The organism is Parahoeflea olei, from assembly GCF_001703635.1.
Taxonomy (GTDB): Bacteria; Pseudomonadota; Alphaproteobacteria; order Rhizobiales; family Rhizobiaceae; genus Hoeflea; species Hoeflea olei.
In genome coordinates this window covers 1-15854 of record NZ_LQZT01000016.1, presented here as the reverse complement: position 1 = coordinate 15854, position 15854 = coordinate 1, and the positions used below count along the sequence as shown (strand labels likewise).

13 protein-coding genes and 1 pseudogene are annotated in these 15854 nt (G+C 65.5%); 5 read left to right on the top strand and 9 right to left on the bottom strand.

Translation table 11 applies throughout. The features are described from left to right. Nucleotides 1-145 precede the first annotated feature (145 nt). Both AWJ14_RS12010 and AWJ14_RS12005 read left to right on the top strand, forming a co-directional pair. Nucleotides 146-1441 carry a 4-aminobutyrate--2-oxoglutarate transaminase gene (locus AWJ14_RS12010; protein ID WP_066179246.1) on the top strand — a complete coding sequence of 432 codons (1296 nt, stop codon included), beginning with the start codon at nucleotides 146-148 and terminating at the stop codon, nucleotides 1439-1441. Continuing rightward, nucleotides 1441-2916, top strand: coding sequence for an NAD-dependent succinate-semialdehyde dehydrogenase (locus tag AWJ14_RS12005; RefSeq protein WP_066179164.1), 1476 nt, complete (start codon nucleotides 1441-1443; stop codon nucleotides 2914-2916). Before AWJ14_RS12010 ends, AWJ14_RS12005 begins: the two co-directional genes overlap by 1 nt. A gap of 84 nt (nucleotides 2917-3000) precedes the next feature. On the opposite strand, the gene AWJ14_RS12000 is transcribed toward AWJ14_RS12005, so the two are convergent. The 8 genes from AWJ14_RS12000 to AWJ14_RS11965 form a co-directional block, all read right to left on the bottom strand. After that, nucleotides 3001-4083, bottom strand: coding sequence for an endonuclease/exonuclease/phosphatase family protein (locus AWJ14_RS12000; RefSeq protein ID WP_066179160.1), 1083 nt, complete (start codon nucleotides 4081-4083; stop codon nucleotides 3001-3003). Between the two features lie 349 nt (nucleotides 4084-4432). Further along, complete coding sequence (gene speB, locus AWJ14_RS11995; RefSeq protein WP_066179158.1) at nucleotides 4433-5428, bottom strand: agmatinase; 996 nt, start codon at nucleotides 5426-5428, stop codon at nucleotides 4433-4435. Between the two features lie 106 nt (nucleotides 5429-5534). Next, nucleotides 5535-6431 carry a lysozyme inhibitor LprI family protein gene (locus tag AWJ14_RS11990; RefSeq protein WP_066179156.1) on the bottom strand — a complete coding sequence of 299 codons (897 nt, stop codon included), beginning with the start codon at nucleotides 6429-6431 and terminating at the stop codon, nucleotides 5535-5537. A gap of 107 nt (nucleotides 6432-6538) precedes the next feature. Further along, nucleotides 6539-7321 carry a carnitinyl-CoA dehydratase gene (locus AWJ14_RS11985; RefSeq protein ID WP_066179153.1) on the bottom strand — a complete coding sequence of 261 codons (783 nt, stop codon included), beginning with the start codon at nucleotides 7319-7321 and terminating at the stop codon, nucleotides 6539-6541. Nucleotides 7322-7341: 20 nt separating this feature from the next. Then, nucleotides 7342-9387: an acetate--CoA ligase family protein gene (locus AWJ14_RS11980; protein WP_066179150.1), complete on the bottom strand. Its 2046-nt coding sequence runs from the start codon at nucleotides 9385-9387 to the stop codon at nucleotides 7342-7344. 194 nt (nucleotides 9388-9581) lie between these two features. Next, the gene (locus AWJ14_RS11975; RefSeq protein ID WP_066179147.1) at nucleotides 9582-10745 is read right to left on the bottom strand and encodes an acyl-CoA dehydrogenase family protein; all 1164 of its coding nucleotides are present in this window, start codon (nucleotides 10743-10745) and stop codon (nucleotides 9582-9584) included. Between the two features lie 3 nt (nucleotides 10746-10748). After that, nucleotides 10749-11510: an SDR family oxidoreductase gene (locus AWJ14_RS11970; RefSeq protein ID WP_066179144.1), complete on the bottom strand. Its 762-nt coding sequence runs from the start codon at nucleotides 11508-11510 to the stop codon at nucleotides 10749-10751. Between the two features lie 3 nt (nucleotides 11511-11513). After that, nucleotides 11514-12770: a carnitine 3-dehydrogenase gene (locus AWJ14_RS11965; RefSeq protein WP_083220218.1), complete on the bottom strand. Its 1257-nt coding sequence runs from the start codon at nucleotides 12768-12770 to the stop codon at nucleotides 11514-11516. Between AWJ14_RS11965 and AWJ14_RS11960 the strand changes: the two are divergent. Next, nucleotides 12760-13203 (top strand): annotated as a pseudogene (locus tag AWJ14_RS11960) (aminotransferase class IV); the annotation flags it as partial. The gene AWJ14_RS11965 and the pseudogene AWJ14_RS11960 sit on opposite strands and share 11 nt — an antisense overlap. Nucleotides 13204-13275: 72 nt before the next feature. Here the strand turns inward: AWJ14_RS11960 and hppD are convergent. Continuing rightward, nucleotides 13276-14385, bottom strand: coding sequence for a 4-hydroxyphenylpyruvate dioxygenase (hppD, locus tag AWJ14_RS11955; RefSeq protein ID WP_066179141.1), 1110 nt, complete (start codon nucleotides 14383-14385; stop codon nucleotides 13276-13278). A 167-nt stretch (nucleotides 14386-14552) separates the two neighbouring features. Between hppD and AWJ14_RS11950 the strand changes: the two genes are divergently transcribed. Both AWJ14_RS11950 and AWJ14_RS11945 read left to right on the top strand, forming a co-directional pair. Beyond that, nucleotides 14553-15011 (top strand): Lrp/AsnC family transcriptional regulator, encoded by a 459-nt coding sequence (locus AWJ14_RS11950; protein ID WP_066179138.1) that lies wholly within the window; start codon nucleotides 14553-14555, stop codon nucleotides 15009-15011. Between the two features lie 166 nt (nucleotides 15012-15177). Next, nucleotides 15178-15825 (top strand): MBL fold metallo-hydrolase, encoded by a 648-nt coding sequence (locus AWJ14_RS11945; protein WP_066179241.1) that lies wholly within the window; start codon nucleotides 15178-15180, stop codon nucleotides 15823-15825. The last annotated feature ends 29 nt before the right edge of the window (nucleotides 15826-15854 follow it).

The following is a 15854-nucleotide window of genomic DNA, read 5'->3' as shown; positions in this document are numbered from 1 at the left end:
TGCGCGCGGCGGTTTTCCCGATATACCAACACCGGAACATCCTTCCCCACAGGCGGGCCTTGGCGTTTGATCCGGATTTGCCGGAGAGCGCAGCAAGGCCTTTTTGCCGCGCCGGCACGTCAAATTCGAAGAGAGCAGCGAGACCATGAGCAAGAACGCCGAAATACAGACCCGCAAGACCGGAGCCATCGCGCGCGGCGTCGGCATGATGACGCAGGTTTATGCCGACCGTGCCGAAAACGCCGAACTCTGGGACGTGGAAGGCAACCGCTACATCGATTTTGCCGCCGGCATCGCCGTGGTCAACACCGGCCACCGCCACCCGAAGGTGATCGACGCGGTCAAGGCGCAGCTCGACCGCTTTACCCACACCTGCCATCAGGTCGTGCCCTACGAAAATTATGTGCATCTCGCCGAGCGCTTGAACGCACTGGTGCCGGGCGATTTCGACAAGAAGACCGTGTTCGTGACCACCGGCGCGGAAGCCGTGGAAAACGCCATCAAGATCGCCCGCGCCGCCACCGGCCGCACCGCCGTCGTGTCGTTCTCGGGCGCCTTTCACGGCCGCACCTTCATGGGCATGGCATTGACCGGCAAGGTGTTTCCCTACAAGGCGGGCTTCGGTGCTATGCCGGGCGACGTCTACCATGTCCCCTTCCCGGCCGAGCTTCACGGCGGCTCGGTCGAGCAGTCGCTGGCAGCCCTCGAAACCCTGTTCAAGGCCGATGTCGATCCCGCCCGCGTGGCGGCGATCATTCTCGAGCCGGTGCAGGGCGAAGGCGGCTTCTATGAAGTGCCGGCCGGCTTCTTCAGGAAGCTGCGCGAGATCTGCGACACCCACGGCATCCTGCTGATCGCCGACGAGATCCAGACCGGCTTTGCCCGTACCGGCAAGATGTTCGCCATGGAGCTTCACGGGGTGGCGCCGGACCTCACCACCATGGCCAAGGGGCTCGCCGGCGGCTTCCCGCTCGCGGCCGTCACCGGTCGCGCAACCGTGATGGACGCCGCCAATCCCGGCGGTCTCGGCGGCACCTATGGCGGCAACCCGATCGGCATTGCCGCGGCCCACGCGGTGCTCGACGTGATCGAGGAAGAAGGCCTGTGCGAGCGCGCCCAGCAGCTTGGCAGCCGCCTCAAGCAGCGCCTGCAGGCGATCCGCGAGGACGTGCCCGAGATCGCCGATATCCGCGGCCCCGGTTTCATGAACGCGATCGAGTTCAACGATGCCAAGACCGGCAAGCCGAGCCCGGACTTCACCAATGCGGTCAAGGCGCGCGCGCTGGACAAGGGCCTCATTCTCCTCACATGCGGCGTGTACGCCAATGTCATTCGCTTCCTGTCGCCGCTCACCATCCAGGATGAGGTGTTCCAGGAAGCGCTGGACCTTCTCGAAGCGTCCATCCGCGAAGTTCATTCGGAATTGGGAGCCAAAGCATAATGACCAAGAAACTCGAAGACCTGCTCAAGAACAAGGAGCTGCTGGTCAGCGCCGCGCTCGTGGCCGGCGACTGGGTCAAGACCGCGCCGAGCGGCAAGACCTTCGACGTCCTCAACCCCTCGACGGGCGACGTGATCACCGCGCTGCCGGATCTCGGCGTGGACGAGACCAAGACCGCGATCGATGCCGCCTACACGGCGCAGAAGGCCTGGGCCGCGAAGACAGGCAAGGAGCGCTCGGCGGTGCTGCGCAAGCTCTATGACCTGATGGTCGCCAATGCGGACGACCTGGGCGCGATCCTGACCGCCGAAATGGGCAAGCCGCTGGCCGAGGCCAAGGGCGAGATCCTCTATGGCGCAAGCTTCATCGAGTGGTTCGCCGAGGAAGCCAAGCGCGTCTATGGCGACGTCATTCCCGGCCACCAGCCTGACAAGCGCATCGTCGTCCTGAAGCAGCCGGTCGGCGTCGTCGCCTCGATCACGCCGTGGAACTTCCCCAACGCCATGATCGCCCGCAAGCTCGGCCCGGCGCTCGCCGTGGGCTGCGCCTTCATCTCCAAGCCCGCCGGCGAAACGCCGCTGTCGGCGCTGGCGATGGCCAAGCTCGCCATCGAAGCGGGCGTGCCAAAGGGCATCCTCAGCGTCATCACCTCGAAGTCGAGCTCGGCCATCGGCCAGGAGTTCTGCTCCAACGACAAGGTGCGCAAGATCACCTTCACCGGCTCGACCGAAGTCGGCCGCATCCTGATGCGCCAGTCGGCCGACCAGATCAAGAAGACCTCGATGGAGCTTGGCGGCAACGCGCCGTTCATCGTCTTCGACGATGCCGATCTCGACGCGGCCGTCGAGGGCGCGATGATCTCGAAATACCGCAACAACGGCCAGACCTGCGTGTGCGCCAACCGCATCTATGTGCAGTCGGGCGTCTATGACGCGTTTGCCGAAAAGCTTGCGGCGGCCGTCGGCAAGATGAAGATCGGCGACGGCTTCGGCGACGGCGTGACCACCGGTCCGCTGATCAGCGAGGACGCGGTCGAGAAAGTCGAGGACCATATCGCTGACGCGACCTCGAAGGGCGCCAAGGTGATCACCGGCGGCAAGCGCCATGAACTGGGCGGCACCTTCTTCGAACCCACGATCCTGACCGGCGTGACGCGCGACATGAAGGTGGCCGGCGAGGAAACCTTTGGCCCGGTGGCGCCGTTGTTCAAGTTCGACGATGTCGAGGACGTGATCGAGCAGGCCAACGACACCATCTTCGGCCTGGCTTCGTATTTCTACGCCAGGGACCTTTCCAAGGTCTGGCGCGTGGCCGAGGCGCTGGAATACGGCATGGTCGGCGTCAACACCGGCCTGATTTCGACCGAAGTCGCGCCGTTCGGCGGCGTCAAGCAGTCGGGCCAGGGCCGCGAAGGCTCGAAATACGGCTGCGACGACTATCTCGAAATGAAATATGTCTGCCTCGGCGGCATCTGAGCCGCAGGCAGTCAACAGACAGGATACGGCCGGGGCTCAGCTCCGGCCGTTTTCGTTCGGGCCGCGCCTCAATCCTCCCAGACCTCAATCCTCCCAGTCGGTGCCGGCCGGTGGGCGGTCCCGGCTCTTCTCGGTCGCGATCGCCTCCTGCGCCTCTTCCTTGTCCTCGCTGCTGGGGTCTTCAGGCGGATCGTTGCGATCGCGCTCGGTGAGCGCCAGGCGATAGAACATCGGGAAATGGTCCGACCCCACGAAGCGCTGGCGTTCGAGCCTGACGAGTTCGAAATGGCGCGAGTGGAAGATGTGGTCGAGCGGCCAGCGCAGGAAGCGGTAGCGGGCATCGAAGGAGTTGTAGAGCCCGCGCCCCTGGCGGGGGTCGAGTAGACCGGAAATCCTCAGAAAGCGCCGGGTCGTGCGTGACCAGGCGACATCGTTCAAATCGCCGGTGACGATCAGCGGCAGGCTCTCGTCACGCGCCTCCTCCGCCACGAGCAGGATTTCGGCATCGCGGCCGAGCGTGTCACGGTTGGGAAGCGGCGGCTCGGGATGGAGCGCGATGATGCGGACCTTGCGCCCTCCCGGCAAACCCACCACGCAGGAGATGCTCGGCACTTCCTCGTTGAGCAGGAAGCGCACCTCGCTGTGTTCAAGCGGGCGACGGCTCGCGAGGATCATGCCGTAGCTGTCGTCCTGGGTCTGGTAGATCGTCTCGTGGAAGGCGGAAAGGGCCGGCCGCAGCGCCTCGCCCCATTTGTCGTCGGTCTCCATGAAGACCGCGACATCGGGCTCCAGTTCCTCGAGAAGCGCGATCACGCGCCGGTAGTCGCGATTGCCCTGCTTGACGTTGCAGGCGAGCACCGAAATCGTGTCAGCCGATCCGGGATCACCTGCGAAATCGACGGTCTGGCGCCGCCAGAACGGTGTGAAGCGGAGCACATAGACAAGCTGGATCAGGAGCGCCGCGGCGGCCATGGCGAGCGCCGCAAGCACAACCGGTGTGGCCTCCCCCGCTAGCGGCGATACGGCAATAACCACCGCCGCAAGCCCCATCACCTGCAGCCGCCCGAAATCGAACGAACGGACGAAGCCGTGGGCGATCGGCAGGAAGGGGATCAGCGTGGCGATCAGGCAGATCGATGCCAGGATGACGAGAACGACCGGTATCACGTGTTTCCTCCCTTGCACGTCTGCAGCTTCGATCAGGCGGCCGGTGCGCCGGCCCGATCATTGGCAGGCGCCATGTTTCGGGGATCAACTCGGGGCGGCGTGATTTCCTCCCGACTGCTGACCGCTGGCGCGGATGCCACGCGCCGAAGCGCAACGGTCCACGGCCAAGGACCGCAAAGCGCCTCGATCACCCGCTGTGCCACTTGCCAGCCCCAACGCCACGGCCCGCCCGGGGTTCCATTCGCGGCGTTTGCCCCCGGTTTTGCCGGACCGGCGCGGCGTGCAAGCGATTGCAACGGACAGGCGGAAAACCGCAGCCGGGCCCGTACAGGTCCGGCGCGGAGGCCTCTCAGAAGATCCGCTCGCCCAGCGGATCGGCGATCCCGCTCTTCCTGCGGTGGGCTTCCGACTTCGGCAGCACGCAGAGCATTTCATAGAGCAGGTTGGAGGCGAGCAGCGCCGTGGTGCCGCCGGGATCATAGGGCGGGGAGACTTCGACCAGATCGCAGCCGACCAGATTGAGACCGGCGCAGCCGCGCACGATCTCGAGCGCCTGGATAGATGTGAGTCCGCCCATTTCCTGGGTGCCGGTGCCCGGCGCGATCCCCGGATCGAGGCTGTCGATGTCGAAGCTGAGATAGACCGGCGCGTCGCCGATGCGCTCGCGCACGATTTGCATCAGCGGTTCGAGCGAGCGGTGCCAGCAGCGCTCGGCCGGAACCACGGTGAAGCCCTGGGCACGGGACCAGTTGAAATCGTCGGCGGAATAGCCGGTGCCGCGCAGGCCGATCTGGAACACCTTGTCGGCGATCAGCGCGCCCGCCTCGTGGGCGCGGCGGAAGGGCGTGCCATGGGCGATCGCCTCGCCGAACATGTGCTCGTTGATGTCGGCATGGGCATCGACATGGACGAGCGCCACCGGACCGAAATGCCCGCTTGCGGCCTTCAGGATCGGCCAGGTCAGCGTATGGTCGCCGCCGAGCGTCAGCGGGATGCAGCCCGAGGCGAAGATCTCGGCATAGCGCGCGGCGATGATGTCGACCGAGGCTTTCAGGTTGAAGGTGTTGATCGCCACGTCGCCGATATCGGCCACCTGCATGCAGTCGAAGGGAGCTGCACCGGTCGCCATGTTGTAGGGGCGGATCATCGCGCTTTCGGCGCGGATCTGCCGCGGCCCGAAGCGGGTGCCCGGACGGTTCGACGCGCCGATATCCATCGGGATGCCAACAAAGCAGGCGTCGAGCCCGTCGCTGCTGTCGGCTGCCGGCAGCCGCATCATCGTGCCGGGGCCGCCGAAACGCGGCATCTCGTTGCCGCCGAGCGGCTGGTTGAAACTGGTGGTCATCCGGGTCTCTCCTTGCGATCACGCCAAAGACTAAATCAGATCGTGCGGCAACCCGAAACGCTCTTCCCGCGGGGTGGCGCGGACCGGTGCACTCCCCCGGCTCGCGTCACTCCCCGGTCAGATAGGACGGCCACGAGCGGGCTTTTTGCGGGTCCCCGTCCGGCGTCACGCGCAGGCCGTTTGCGACCTCCCATTCGAGATAATACGCGCCCGTCACCTCGAGCACCGGATCGAGACCCGAGAGCTTCGGGTCGAACAGGGTGAGCCGCTGGGAATGGGCGCCGGCGTGGCACACGGCGAAGAGGAGCGGCCGGTCGGACGCTTCCTCTTCCTGCATCACGAAGATGCCGTCGGCGGAACAATTGTCGTCCTCGCCGTCGCAGAAGGTACAATCGAGTGGACGGCTGAGCGTCGTGCCCCTTTCAGAATCGAGAGCTTCGAGCACGGGCTCCGCCGCGGTGCCGGCGAGCCGCCAGGAGAAGCGGCTGTCGTCGATGGCGACCGTCTCGCCCGGCGCCGGCACGCCGCGGCGGCTTGCGGCGTCGTCAAGCCGGTAGTCGGGGCAGAGCGGATTGGCATAGGTCGAGACGAAGCGCAGCGCCGTCAGGCGCTGGCGGGCGAGCAGCACGCGGCAGGCGGCGCCGTTCACGTAAGACGGTGTGTTGTCCGGCGAGCGCGCGACAAGACCGCATTCCTCGTCGCGCATCCGACTCCAAGCGGTTTGCGTCTCGCGCATGCTGCGTTGGTCCCGGTCGGTGCACCAGAGGTCCGACAGCTCGCCGATCTCGGCCTCGATGCGCGCGTCGAGCGTATCGCTTACCGCCTCCAGGCACTCGCCGATCGCCGCCCCGCCGATCCGGTTTTCGGGTGCTGACTGGCACAGGGCGATGTCTTCGTTCAGCATGTCGGTCTGCGCCGCGGCGGGCGCTACAAGCAGCAGGCCCGCCGCCAGGCCGGTGAGAAGTCCGAAGGTCTTGGCTCCGCGCGCGCATCTCTCCGTCATGTGTCGCCCTCCCGAGATCGCGGCGCCCGTTCAACGCCGTCACGCGCCATTATTGGAGAAACGCGCGCCGTTGCAAGCACTTGGCGACACGCAGCGAAGCTGCCGCCTTATTTGCCCTTCCAGACCGGGTCGCGCTTTTCGGCGAAGGCGCGGAAGCCTTCGAGATTGTCCTCCGAGCCATAGAGCGTGTCGACGGTCCTGAGCTGGCGGCGGGTGACCTTGTTCATGGTGTCCTGGAATTTTTCGCCCTCGGCCTCGCGCACCACTTCCTTGATCGCGGCAAACACCAGTGGTGGGCCGGAGGCGAGCAGGCGGGCCATCTCCCAGGCCTTGTCCATCAGCTCGTCCGCCTTGTGGATGTGGTTGACGAAGCCCCAGCGGTGGGCTTCCGCCGCATCGAGCCAGCGGCCGGTGAACAGCATTTCCATGGCGACGTGATAGGGGATGCGCTTCGGCAGCTTGATCGAGGCGGCGTCGGCCACGGTGCCGGAGCGGATCTCCGGCAGCGCGAAACTGGCATGCTCCGCGGCGAGGATAATGTCGCAGGAGAGCGCGATCTCAAGCCCGCCGCCGCAGCAGATGCCGTTGACGGCGCAGATCACCGGCTTGTTCATGTGCGGCAGTTCCTGCAACCCGCCGAAGCCGCCGACGCCATAGTCGCCGTCGACTGCGTCGCCGTCATTGGCGGCCTTCAGGTCCCAGCCGGGGCAGAAGAACTTTTCGCCCGCCGCCGTCAGGATCGCCGCGCGCAACTCGCTGTTGTCGCGGAAATCGCGGAACACCTCGCCCAGGATGCGGCTGGTCGCAAGATCGACCGCATTGGCCTTGGGCCGGTCGAGCGTGACTTCGAGCACATGGCCCTCGATGCGGGTTCTGACGGGTCCGGTCATGATGTTTCGTCCTTTCGCATTCAGATGTCGGCAAGGCGGATCAGCGCATCGACGGCGACGGCGTCGCCGGCTCGCGCGATCAGCGGATTGACTTCGAGTTCGACGAGTCTGTCGGCATGGGCCGCAGCATAGAGGCAGATCGCGAGCACCGCATCGCAGAGCGCGTCACGGTCGACAGGCGGCTTGCCGCGATAGCCCGCGAGCAGTGGCGCGATCCTGAGGCTGTCGAGCGCCCCCAGGATATCGGCCCGCGTGGCGGGCAGCAAAAGGCTCACGGTGTCGCCGAGGATCTCGGTGAGCACGCCCCCCGCCCCGAGCGTCAGCATGAAGGCGCCGGTCGGGTCGCGCGTGACGCCGACCAGGATCTCGGCGAGCCCGCCCACGGCCATTTCCTCGGCCAGGAACCCGGTGGCGGAGGCCTGCATCGCGCGCGCTGCCGCATCGAGCGCGGCCGCGTCGCCAAGGTTCAGAGCCACCAGACCGGCTTCGCTCTTGTGGGCGACGCCGGTGCCCTTGAGCGCCAGCGGAAACTTGAGGCTCGCCGCCTTCTCCAGAAGCTCGCCAATTGAGTGCGCGGCAACCGAACGCGGAACGCCGAGCCCGAATGCCGCAAGCGCCTGCTTGGAGGTGGCTTCATCGAGCAGCGAGGACGCTGCCACCGCATCCGTGGCAAGCAGCAGCGGTTCGGGCGCTTCGGCGCCGAAGCGGCCAGCGGCGATGGCGGCGCTGATCGCGGCAATCCCTTCGCTCATGCCGTGCAGCACCGCGACGCCGCCTTCCATGAAGGCGCGGGTGAAGTGATCGGACATGTTTTCAGGCAGGCTCGAAAGAACAGCGACGCGCGCGCCGGTTTCGGCCTTGGCCGCCAGGATCGCGTCCACCGCGCATTGGTAGCCGGACGGGTCGCAGCGGTCGGCGCGCGGCATGTCGAGCACGAAGACCGAGAGGTCGAAGCCACCGCGCATCACGGTCGCGAACACCCGCGTCATGCGCGGCGTGTCGCCCCAGATGAAGGTGTGGTAGTCGAGCGGGTTGGCGATGGTGACGATCGGGCCGAGCTCGGCCTTCAGCGCCGCGCGCGCCTCGGGCGCAAACTCGCTGAACTCGAGATGGGAGCCGGTGCTCAGATCCGCCATCAGGCTCGCCTCGCCGCCCGAGCAGCTGACCGAACAGACAGACGCGCCCCGCAGCGGGCCGACCTGATGCATCAACTTCAGCGTTTCGAGAAACACCGCGATGGTCTCGACCTCGACGATGCCGAGCCGCTTCAGCAGCGCGGAGCCGGCGGCGGCGCTGCCCGCGAGCGAGGCGGTATGTGTCATCGTCGCCGCGCGCGCCTTGTCGGACCGGCCGATCTTGATGGCGACCACCGGCTTGGCCTTGGCCCGCGCCTTGGCCGCGAAGGCTTCGAGCGCGCGCAGGTCGCCGAAGCCTTCGAGATAGAGGCCGATGGCCGTGACGCGGTCGTCGTCGATGAGCGCCTCGGCGATCTCGCTGGCGCCGGTCTGGGCCTGGTTGCCGGCGGCCACCACATAGGCGATCGGCAGGCCGCGCGCCTGCATCGTCATGTTGATGGCGATGTTGGAGGACTGGGCAACGATGGCGACGCCGCTCGCCACCCGCTCGCCGCCATGCTGGTCGGGCCACAGCGTGACAGTGTCGAGATAATTCAGAAGCCCGTAGCAGTTGGGACCGAGGATCGGCATCGGACCCGCGGCTTCGATCAGCCGCGCCTGCAGTTCCGCGCCGCCGGCGGTTTCGGCTTCGCTCTCCAGGAAACCAGAAGCGAAACAGGTCGCCCCGCCCGCCCCCATGGCACTCAGACGCTCGATCACCTCGATGGTGGCGTCGCGGTTGACGCCCACGAAACTCGCGTCGGGCGCGCCCGGCAGATCGTCGATCGAGGCCAGGCATGGCACGCCGAGAATGTCGGCACGCTTCGGGTTGACCGGCCAGATCTCGCCGTCGAAGCCGGATTTCTGCAGCTGCGCCACGACATTGACGGCCCAGCCGCCGCCGAACAGCGCAATCGACCGGGGCCGCAAAAGGCGGGAGAGATCAGGCATGGAAAGTGCCTCGCGTGAGGTCCGCAGATATCAAAGGGCAAAAGGTCGGACATATTGATGCGGCATTCCCCCCCTCTGTCGCTCCGCGACATCTCCCCCTCAAGGGGGGAGATTGGTTGGGGTGAGATCGCGCAACACCCATCTCCCCCCTTGTGGGGGAGATGCCCGACAGGGCAGAGGGGGGTAAACGTCGATTACGCACCGAACGGCCTCAGCAAGGCGCGGCTGATGATGTGGCGCTGGATCTCCGACGTGCCTTCCCAGATGCGCTCGATGCGGGCGTCGCGCCAGATGCGTTCGAGCGGGAGTTCATCCATCAGCCCCATGCCGCCATGGATCTGGATCGCCTCGTCGGCGACCATGGCGAGCATTTCGGTGGCCTTGAGCTTGGCCATGGCCATGTCGGCGTCGGTGGCCTCGCCGCGATCGAATTTCCAGCCGGCTTCGAGGATCATCAGCTCGGCCGCCTTCATTTCGGTCGCCATGTCGGCGAGCTTGAAGGAGACGCCCTGGAACTTGCCTATCGGCTGGCCGAACTGTTCGCGCGTCGCCGCCCATTCGACCGCGTGCCTGAAGGCGCGGTCGGCGCGGCCGAGACAGGTGGCACCGACCTGCAGGCGCGTAGCGCCGAGCCAGGTGTTGGCGACCTCGAAGCCCTTGTGGACTTCGCCGAGCACGTTCTCGGCGGGCACACGGCAATTGTCAAATTCGAGAATCGCATTGGTGTAGCCGCGGTGGGAGACGTTGCGGTAACCCTCGCGGACGGCGTAACCGGGCGTGCCCTTGTCGATGAAGAAGGCGGTGATCAGCTTCTTCTTGCCCCTCGGCGTGTCCTCTTCGCCGGTCGCCATGAAGGCGATGGTAAAATCGGCGATGTCGGCATGCGAGATGAAGTGCTTGGTACCGTTGAGCACCCAGTCCGACCCGTCCTGCGTGGCGCTCGCCTTCATGCCGCGCAGGTCGGAGCCCGCGCCCGGCTCGGTCATCGCCAGGCAATCCCACTTCTCGCCCGCCACGCAGGGCTCGAGATATTTCGCACGCTGTTCGGGCGTGCCGGCGCACAGGATGTTCGAGGGCCGCGCCACGCAGGTCCAGTGCAGCGCGTAATTGGCGCGGCCGAGTTCCTTCTCGTAGAGCAGCCAGGTCGGCGTATCGAGACCGGCACCACCGAATTGCTCGGGAATGTTGGCGGCGTAGAGACCGGCGGCGATCGCCTTCTTCTGCAACTCGCGCACCAGATCCATGTCGAGATGGCCGGAGCGTTCGACCTCGGCCTCGTGCGGGTAGAGTTCGTTCTCGACGAAGGCCCGCGTGGTCTCGACGATCATCTCCTGTTCCTGGGTCAGTCCGAAATCCATGTCTTACACCTTCGGGTCGGGGTTTTCCGTATGGCCGTCGACGGCGATCACCTGGCCCGAAACCAGGCGGGCGCCGTCGGAGGCAAGAAAGGCCGCCATGTTGGCGACGTCCTGGGCGGTGACGAAGGAGCGCATCGACACGCCCGCTTCATAGCCGGCGCGGATCACCTCGGGCGTCGTGCCCTTGGCGCGCGCCTCGCGTTCGATCACGCCGTCGATGCGCGGGCCTTCGACGCAGCCCGGCGCGATCGCATTGGCGCGGATGCCAAAGGGGCCGAGTTCCATCGCCAGCGTCTTCATCAACCCCAGCACAGCCCATTTGGCCGACGCATAGGGCGCGCGGTTGGGGAAGCCATAGAGGCCGGCATTGGAGGAGGTGATGATGATCGCGCCGGATTTCTGCGCCTTCATCATCGGCGCTGCGTATTTCGCGGCCAGGAATGCGCCTTCGAGATTGACGGCGACGCAGCGCCGGAACTCCTCGGGCTCGACGTCCTCGACCAGCGCGGTGGGACCGGCAATGCCGGCATTGGCGCAAACCACGTCGATGCCGCCCCACTCCGCGGCGATGCGCGCGAACACCTCACGCATATGCGCGGGATCGCTGGCGTCGCCCTGAACCGCGATCCAGTCCTCCGGGCAGGTGGCAAGCGCCGCCGCATCCTGGTCGGTCACCAGCACCCGGTCGCCTTGGGCCGAGAAGGTCTCAGCCATGGCCCTGCCGATGCCTGATCCGCCGCCGGTGATGAGGACGCGCTTGCCCATCGGTCAGTCCCGCATGCTTGCGGGACGGGGCAGTTTTGCCTGGGCTTCGCCGAGCGCGGTGATCTTCGCCAGCACCTCGCCTTCGGGCTCGCAGGACTTGCGCGTTTCGAGCGAGACATGGATCAGCAGCTGGTTACACGTGGCCAGCAGGTCGCGATCGGCGGTGCGGATCATCTCGTGATAAAGCCTCAGCTTCTTGCCGTGGGCCTCGAGCACCTGGGTGCGCACATGGATGGCCTCGCCGAGACGGGTCTCGTTCAGATAGCCGACCTCGTTGGAGACGGTGAAATAGGACAGTCCGCCGGCGATATAATCCTTGTCGGCGCCGACCATCGCCATCACCACATCGCCAGCGTCCGAGAACACCTGGCCGTAGCGGCTTTCGTTCATGTGGCCGTTGTAGTCCATCCAGTCGATCGGAATGACGCGCCGGAGTGTCGTGAGCGGCTTGTCGATTTCCGTCGGCAGCGCCGGCTTTGTGCGGGCATCGTGCTGGTTCAGGAGTTCGCCCGACCCCCAGTTGCGCGCCTTCAAGGCCCGCATGATCGCCACCAGATTGTCGTCGCGGATGCGTTCGAGCTCGCGGATCGAGTGCATGCCCGACTGGGCGTCGGACTGATCGGCGATCATGTCGGTGAGTTCGTCGGTCAGCTCCGGCACGTCCATCAGCTTGGTCCAGGGCCAGCTGAGGCAGGGTCCGAACTGGGCGATGAAATGGCGCATGCCGGCTTCGCCGCCGGCGATGCGGTAGGTCTCGAACAGGCCCATCTGCGCCCAGCGCATGCCGAAGCCGTAGCGGATGACGTCGTCGATCTCCTGGGTGGTGGCAATCCCGTCCTTGACGAGCCACAGCGCCTCGCGCCAGACGGCTTCGAGAAAGCGGTCGGCGATGTGGGCATCGATCTCCTTGCGCACGATCAGCGGCTTCATGCCGACCGCTTCGAGCACCTGGGCGGCGCGGGTGAGCGTCGCTTCCACGCCGACAAGCTCGATCACCGGCAAGAGATAGACCGGGTTGAACGGGTGGGCGACGAAGATCTGTTCGGGCCGCGCGGCGCCCTGTTGCAGTTCCGACGGCTTGAAGCCCGAGGTCGACGAGCCGATCAGCGCGTCCGGGCGGCAGTGTTTCTGGATCTCGGCCAGGATGACATGCTTGATGTCGAGCCGCTCCGGCGCGCTTTCCTGGATCCAGTCGGCGTCCGCCACGGCTTCTGCAAGGGATGCGGCGTAGCTCAGCTTGCCTTCTGTCGACCCGCGCACCGCGCCGTCGAAGTCGAAGGCCGCTGGGCTCTACATGATCTGCACGCTGTCCAAGCACCGTGCCGAAGCGCGCGGCTATGCGGATGCGCTGATGCTCGACTGGCGCGGCCGCGTGGCCGAGGCCACCGGCGCCAACGTCTTCTTCGTGCAAGACGGCAAGATCCACACGCCCGATCCCGACTGTTTCCTCGACGGCATCACCCGCCGCACCGTGATCGGCCTTGCGAAGAAGCGCGGCTATGAGGTGATCGAGCGGGCGATCATGCCGGAGGAGCTCGACGGTTTCGACCAGTGCTTCCTCACTGGCACCGCGGCGGAAGTCACGCCGGTTTCTGAGATCGGCCCGCACCGCTTCACGGTGGGCGAGATCACCAGGAACCTCCTCAACGATTACATGGCCGAGGTGCAGCCGCGGAAGGCCGCGGCCGAGTAGGCCCGACCGCCTGAAACCGCAAAGGCCGGCGCATCCGGGTGGGAGCGCCGGCCTTTTGCTGTTACGCCTCTACTATTCGGCGGCGTCGTTGAACACGCCACGGCGGATCTGGTCTTCCTCGATCGATTCGAACAGGGCGCGGAAATTGCCTTCGCCAAACCCCTCGTCACCCTTGCGCTGGATGAACTCGAAGAAGATCGGGCCGATCACGGTCTTCGAGAAGATCTGCAAGAGGATCTTGGTCATGCCGCCGTCGACCACGCCTTCGCCGTCGATCAGGATGCCGTGCTTCTTGAGCCGGTCGAGCGGTTCGTCATGGCCGTGCACGCGAGTGGTCGACTGTTCGTAATAGGTATCGGGCGGTCCCGGCATGAATTTCACGCCCTTGTCGGAAATCCAGTCGGTCGAGGCATAGATGTCGTCGGTGCCGACCGCGATGTGCTGGATGCCCTCGCCATTGTATTTGCGCAGGAACTCCTCGATCTGGCTCTTGTCATCGGTGGATTCGTTCAATGGAATGCGGATGCGGCCGCAGGGCGAGGTGATCGCGCGCGAGACGAGGCCGGTGAGCTTGCCCTCGATGTCGAAGAAATGGATCTGCTTGAAGTTGAACAGGTCGCGGTAGAAATCCCACCACTTGTCCATGTTGCCGCGGATCACGTTGTGGGTGAGGTGGTCGAGATAATAGAAGCCGGCACCCTCGGGGCGGGGATCGCGTTCGCCGAGCCAGTCGAATTCGGCGTCATAGGCCGAGCCTTCGTCGCCCCAGGTGTCGATGAAATACAGAAGCGATCCGCCGATGCCGACGATCGCCGGCGCATCAAGCGTCTTGTCATCGCCGGTGTATTCCTCGGCGCCCTTCGAGACCGCATGCGCCAGCGCCTTTTCGGCGTCGGCCACGCGCCAGGCCATCGACGGCGCGCAGGGGCCGTGTGTAGCAACGAAGCGGTCTGCAAACGACCCCTTCTCGGCATTGAGGATGTAGTTGATGTCGCCCTGGCGCCAGACGGTGATCGCCTTGGAGCGGTGGCGCGCCACCGGGGCATAGCCCATACGCTTGAACAACGCTTCGAGCGCCTCGGGCTCGGGATGGGCGAATTCGACGAATTCGAAACCGTTGGTGCCGGCGGGGTTGTCCTCGGAAATCTCGGCGCGCGGCGCATCGTGGGGGAACGGGCCCATCGTGTTTCTCCTCTCTCGTTTTCATGTCCGCGCGGATCGTGAGCGCCCGCGCCTGTTGACTGCCTCCGATGATGGCGCATATTTGCCGCAAGGTGCGTGCATTTGTCGCGTCCGGATCTGGCATGATGCGTGAATTGTGCATAAGCTAGGAAAAAGGAGAAGAATTCGTGCATTTGGATGAGTTCGACCGCAAGCTGCTGCGGCTTTTGCAGCAGGACGGACGGCTGACCACCCATGAGCTCGCGCAGAAGATCAACCTGTCGGCCTCGCAATGCTCGCGCCGGCGCACGCGGCTCGAGCAGGAAGGCTATATCAAGGGCTACCGCGCCGATCTCGACCGCGAGAAGCTCGGAATCGGCATCGTCAACCTGATCACGGTCACGCTCGCCACCCACAACCGCGACAACGCCCAGCGCTTTGCCCGGCTGATCGGCAGCCTGCCGGAGGTGCTCGAAGCCTATTCGCTGACGGGCGAGATGGACTACATCATCAAGGTGGTGACGCCGGACCTGCGCAGCCTGTCGGCCTTTGTGAGCGACGTGCTGCTGCCGCATGAATCGGTGCAGCATGTGAAGACCGCGATCGTTCTTGACGTCTTGAAGGAAGGCGGCGGACTGCCGGTCTAGCGGGATCGTGGCGGGCGGGGGAGGCCCGGATGTGTCGAGGCTCCCCAGTCATTTTACCGCACGAGCCGCAAACCGGTTCAGCTTCGGCCCCGTTTGGGCTAGTACAGGGGCCACACCCGGGCACCACTCTGCCCGGATGCTCAACGACGAACATGAGGTTTCCATCATGGGCAGCTTGCGCGCGGGGATCATTCCCGTCACGCCATTTCAGCAGAACTGCACGGTGCTGTTTGACCAGGACACGAACTCGGGCGTCGTCATCGATCCCGGCGGCGATATCGACGTGATCCTGCAGACGGTGTCCGAGAATGCGCTCACGCTCGAGGCGATCTGGCTCACCCACGGCCATATCGACCATGCCGGCGGCGCGGACCTGTTGCGCGAGAAGACCGGGCTGAAGATTATCGGTCCGCACGAGGCCGACCTGGTGCTGCTGTCGGGCCTGGAGGAACAGTCGCGGATGTTCGGGCTGGAAATGGACGTGCGCAACGTCGTGCCCGACCGCTGGCTCAACGACGGCGACAAGCTCACGTTCGGCAATCACGAGTTCGATGTCTACCATGCGCCCGGGCACGCGCCGGGGCATGTGATCTTCTACAGCGCCGAGGAAGGCTTCGCGCATCTGGGCGACGTGCTGTTCGCGGGCTCGATCGGCCGCACCGACCTGCCCGGTGGCGACCACCAGACGCTTCTCAATTCGATCCGCACCAAGGTGTTTCCTTTGGGCGACGACACCGATTTCATCTGCGGCCATGGACCGGGCAGCACGATCGGCGAAGAGCGTCGCACCAATCCGTTCCTTAAGGGCATGTAGGCGCCGGAGCGCTTCTTTCCCTTACAGCG

What these genes read in the sequence shown, in the direction of transcription:
- AWJ14_RS12010 (WP_066179246.1), top strand. Translation starts at nt 146, where the DNA reads ATGAGCAAGAACGCCGAAATACAGACCCGCAAGACCGGAGCCATCGCG.
- AWJ14_RS12005 (WP_066179164.1), top strand. Translation starts at nt 1,441, where the DNA reads ATGACCAAGAAACTCGAAGACCTGCTCAAGAACAAGGAGCTGCTGGTC.
- speB (WP_066179158.1), bottom strand. Translation starts at nt 5,428, where the DNA reads ATGACCACCAGTTTCAACCAGCCGCTCGGCGGCAACGAGATGCCGCGT.
- AWJ14_RS11990 (WP_066179156.1), bottom strand. Translation starts at nt 6,431, where the DNA reads ATGACGGAGAGATGCGCGCGCGGAGCCAAGACCTTCGGACTTCTCACC.
- AWJ14_RS11985 (WP_066179153.1), bottom strand. Translation starts at nt 7,321, where the DNA reads ATGACCGGACCCGTCAGAACCCGCATCGAGGGCCATGTGCTCGAAGTC.
- AWJ14_RS11980 (WP_066179150.1), bottom strand. Translation starts at nt 9,387, where the DNA reads ATGCCTGATCTCTCCCGCCTTTTGCGGCCCCGGTCGATTGCGCTGTTC.
- AWJ14_RS11975 (WP_066179147.1), bottom strand. Translation starts at nt 10,745, where the DNA reads ATGGATTTCGGACTGACCCAGGAACAGGAGATGATCGTCGAGACCACG.
- AWJ14_RS11970 (WP_066179144.1), bottom strand. Translation starts at nt 11,510, where the DNA reads ATGGGCAAGCGCGTCCTCATCACCGGCGGCGGATCAGGCATCGGCAGG.
- hppD (WP_066179141.1), bottom strand. Translation starts at nt 14,385, where the DNA reads ATGGGCCCGTTCCCCCACGATGCGCCGCGCGCCGAGATTTCCGAGGAC.
- AWJ14_RS11945 (WP_066179241.1), top strand. Translation starts at nt 15,178, where the DNA reads ATGGGCAGCTTGCGCGCGGGGATCATTCCCGTCACGCCATTTCAGCAG.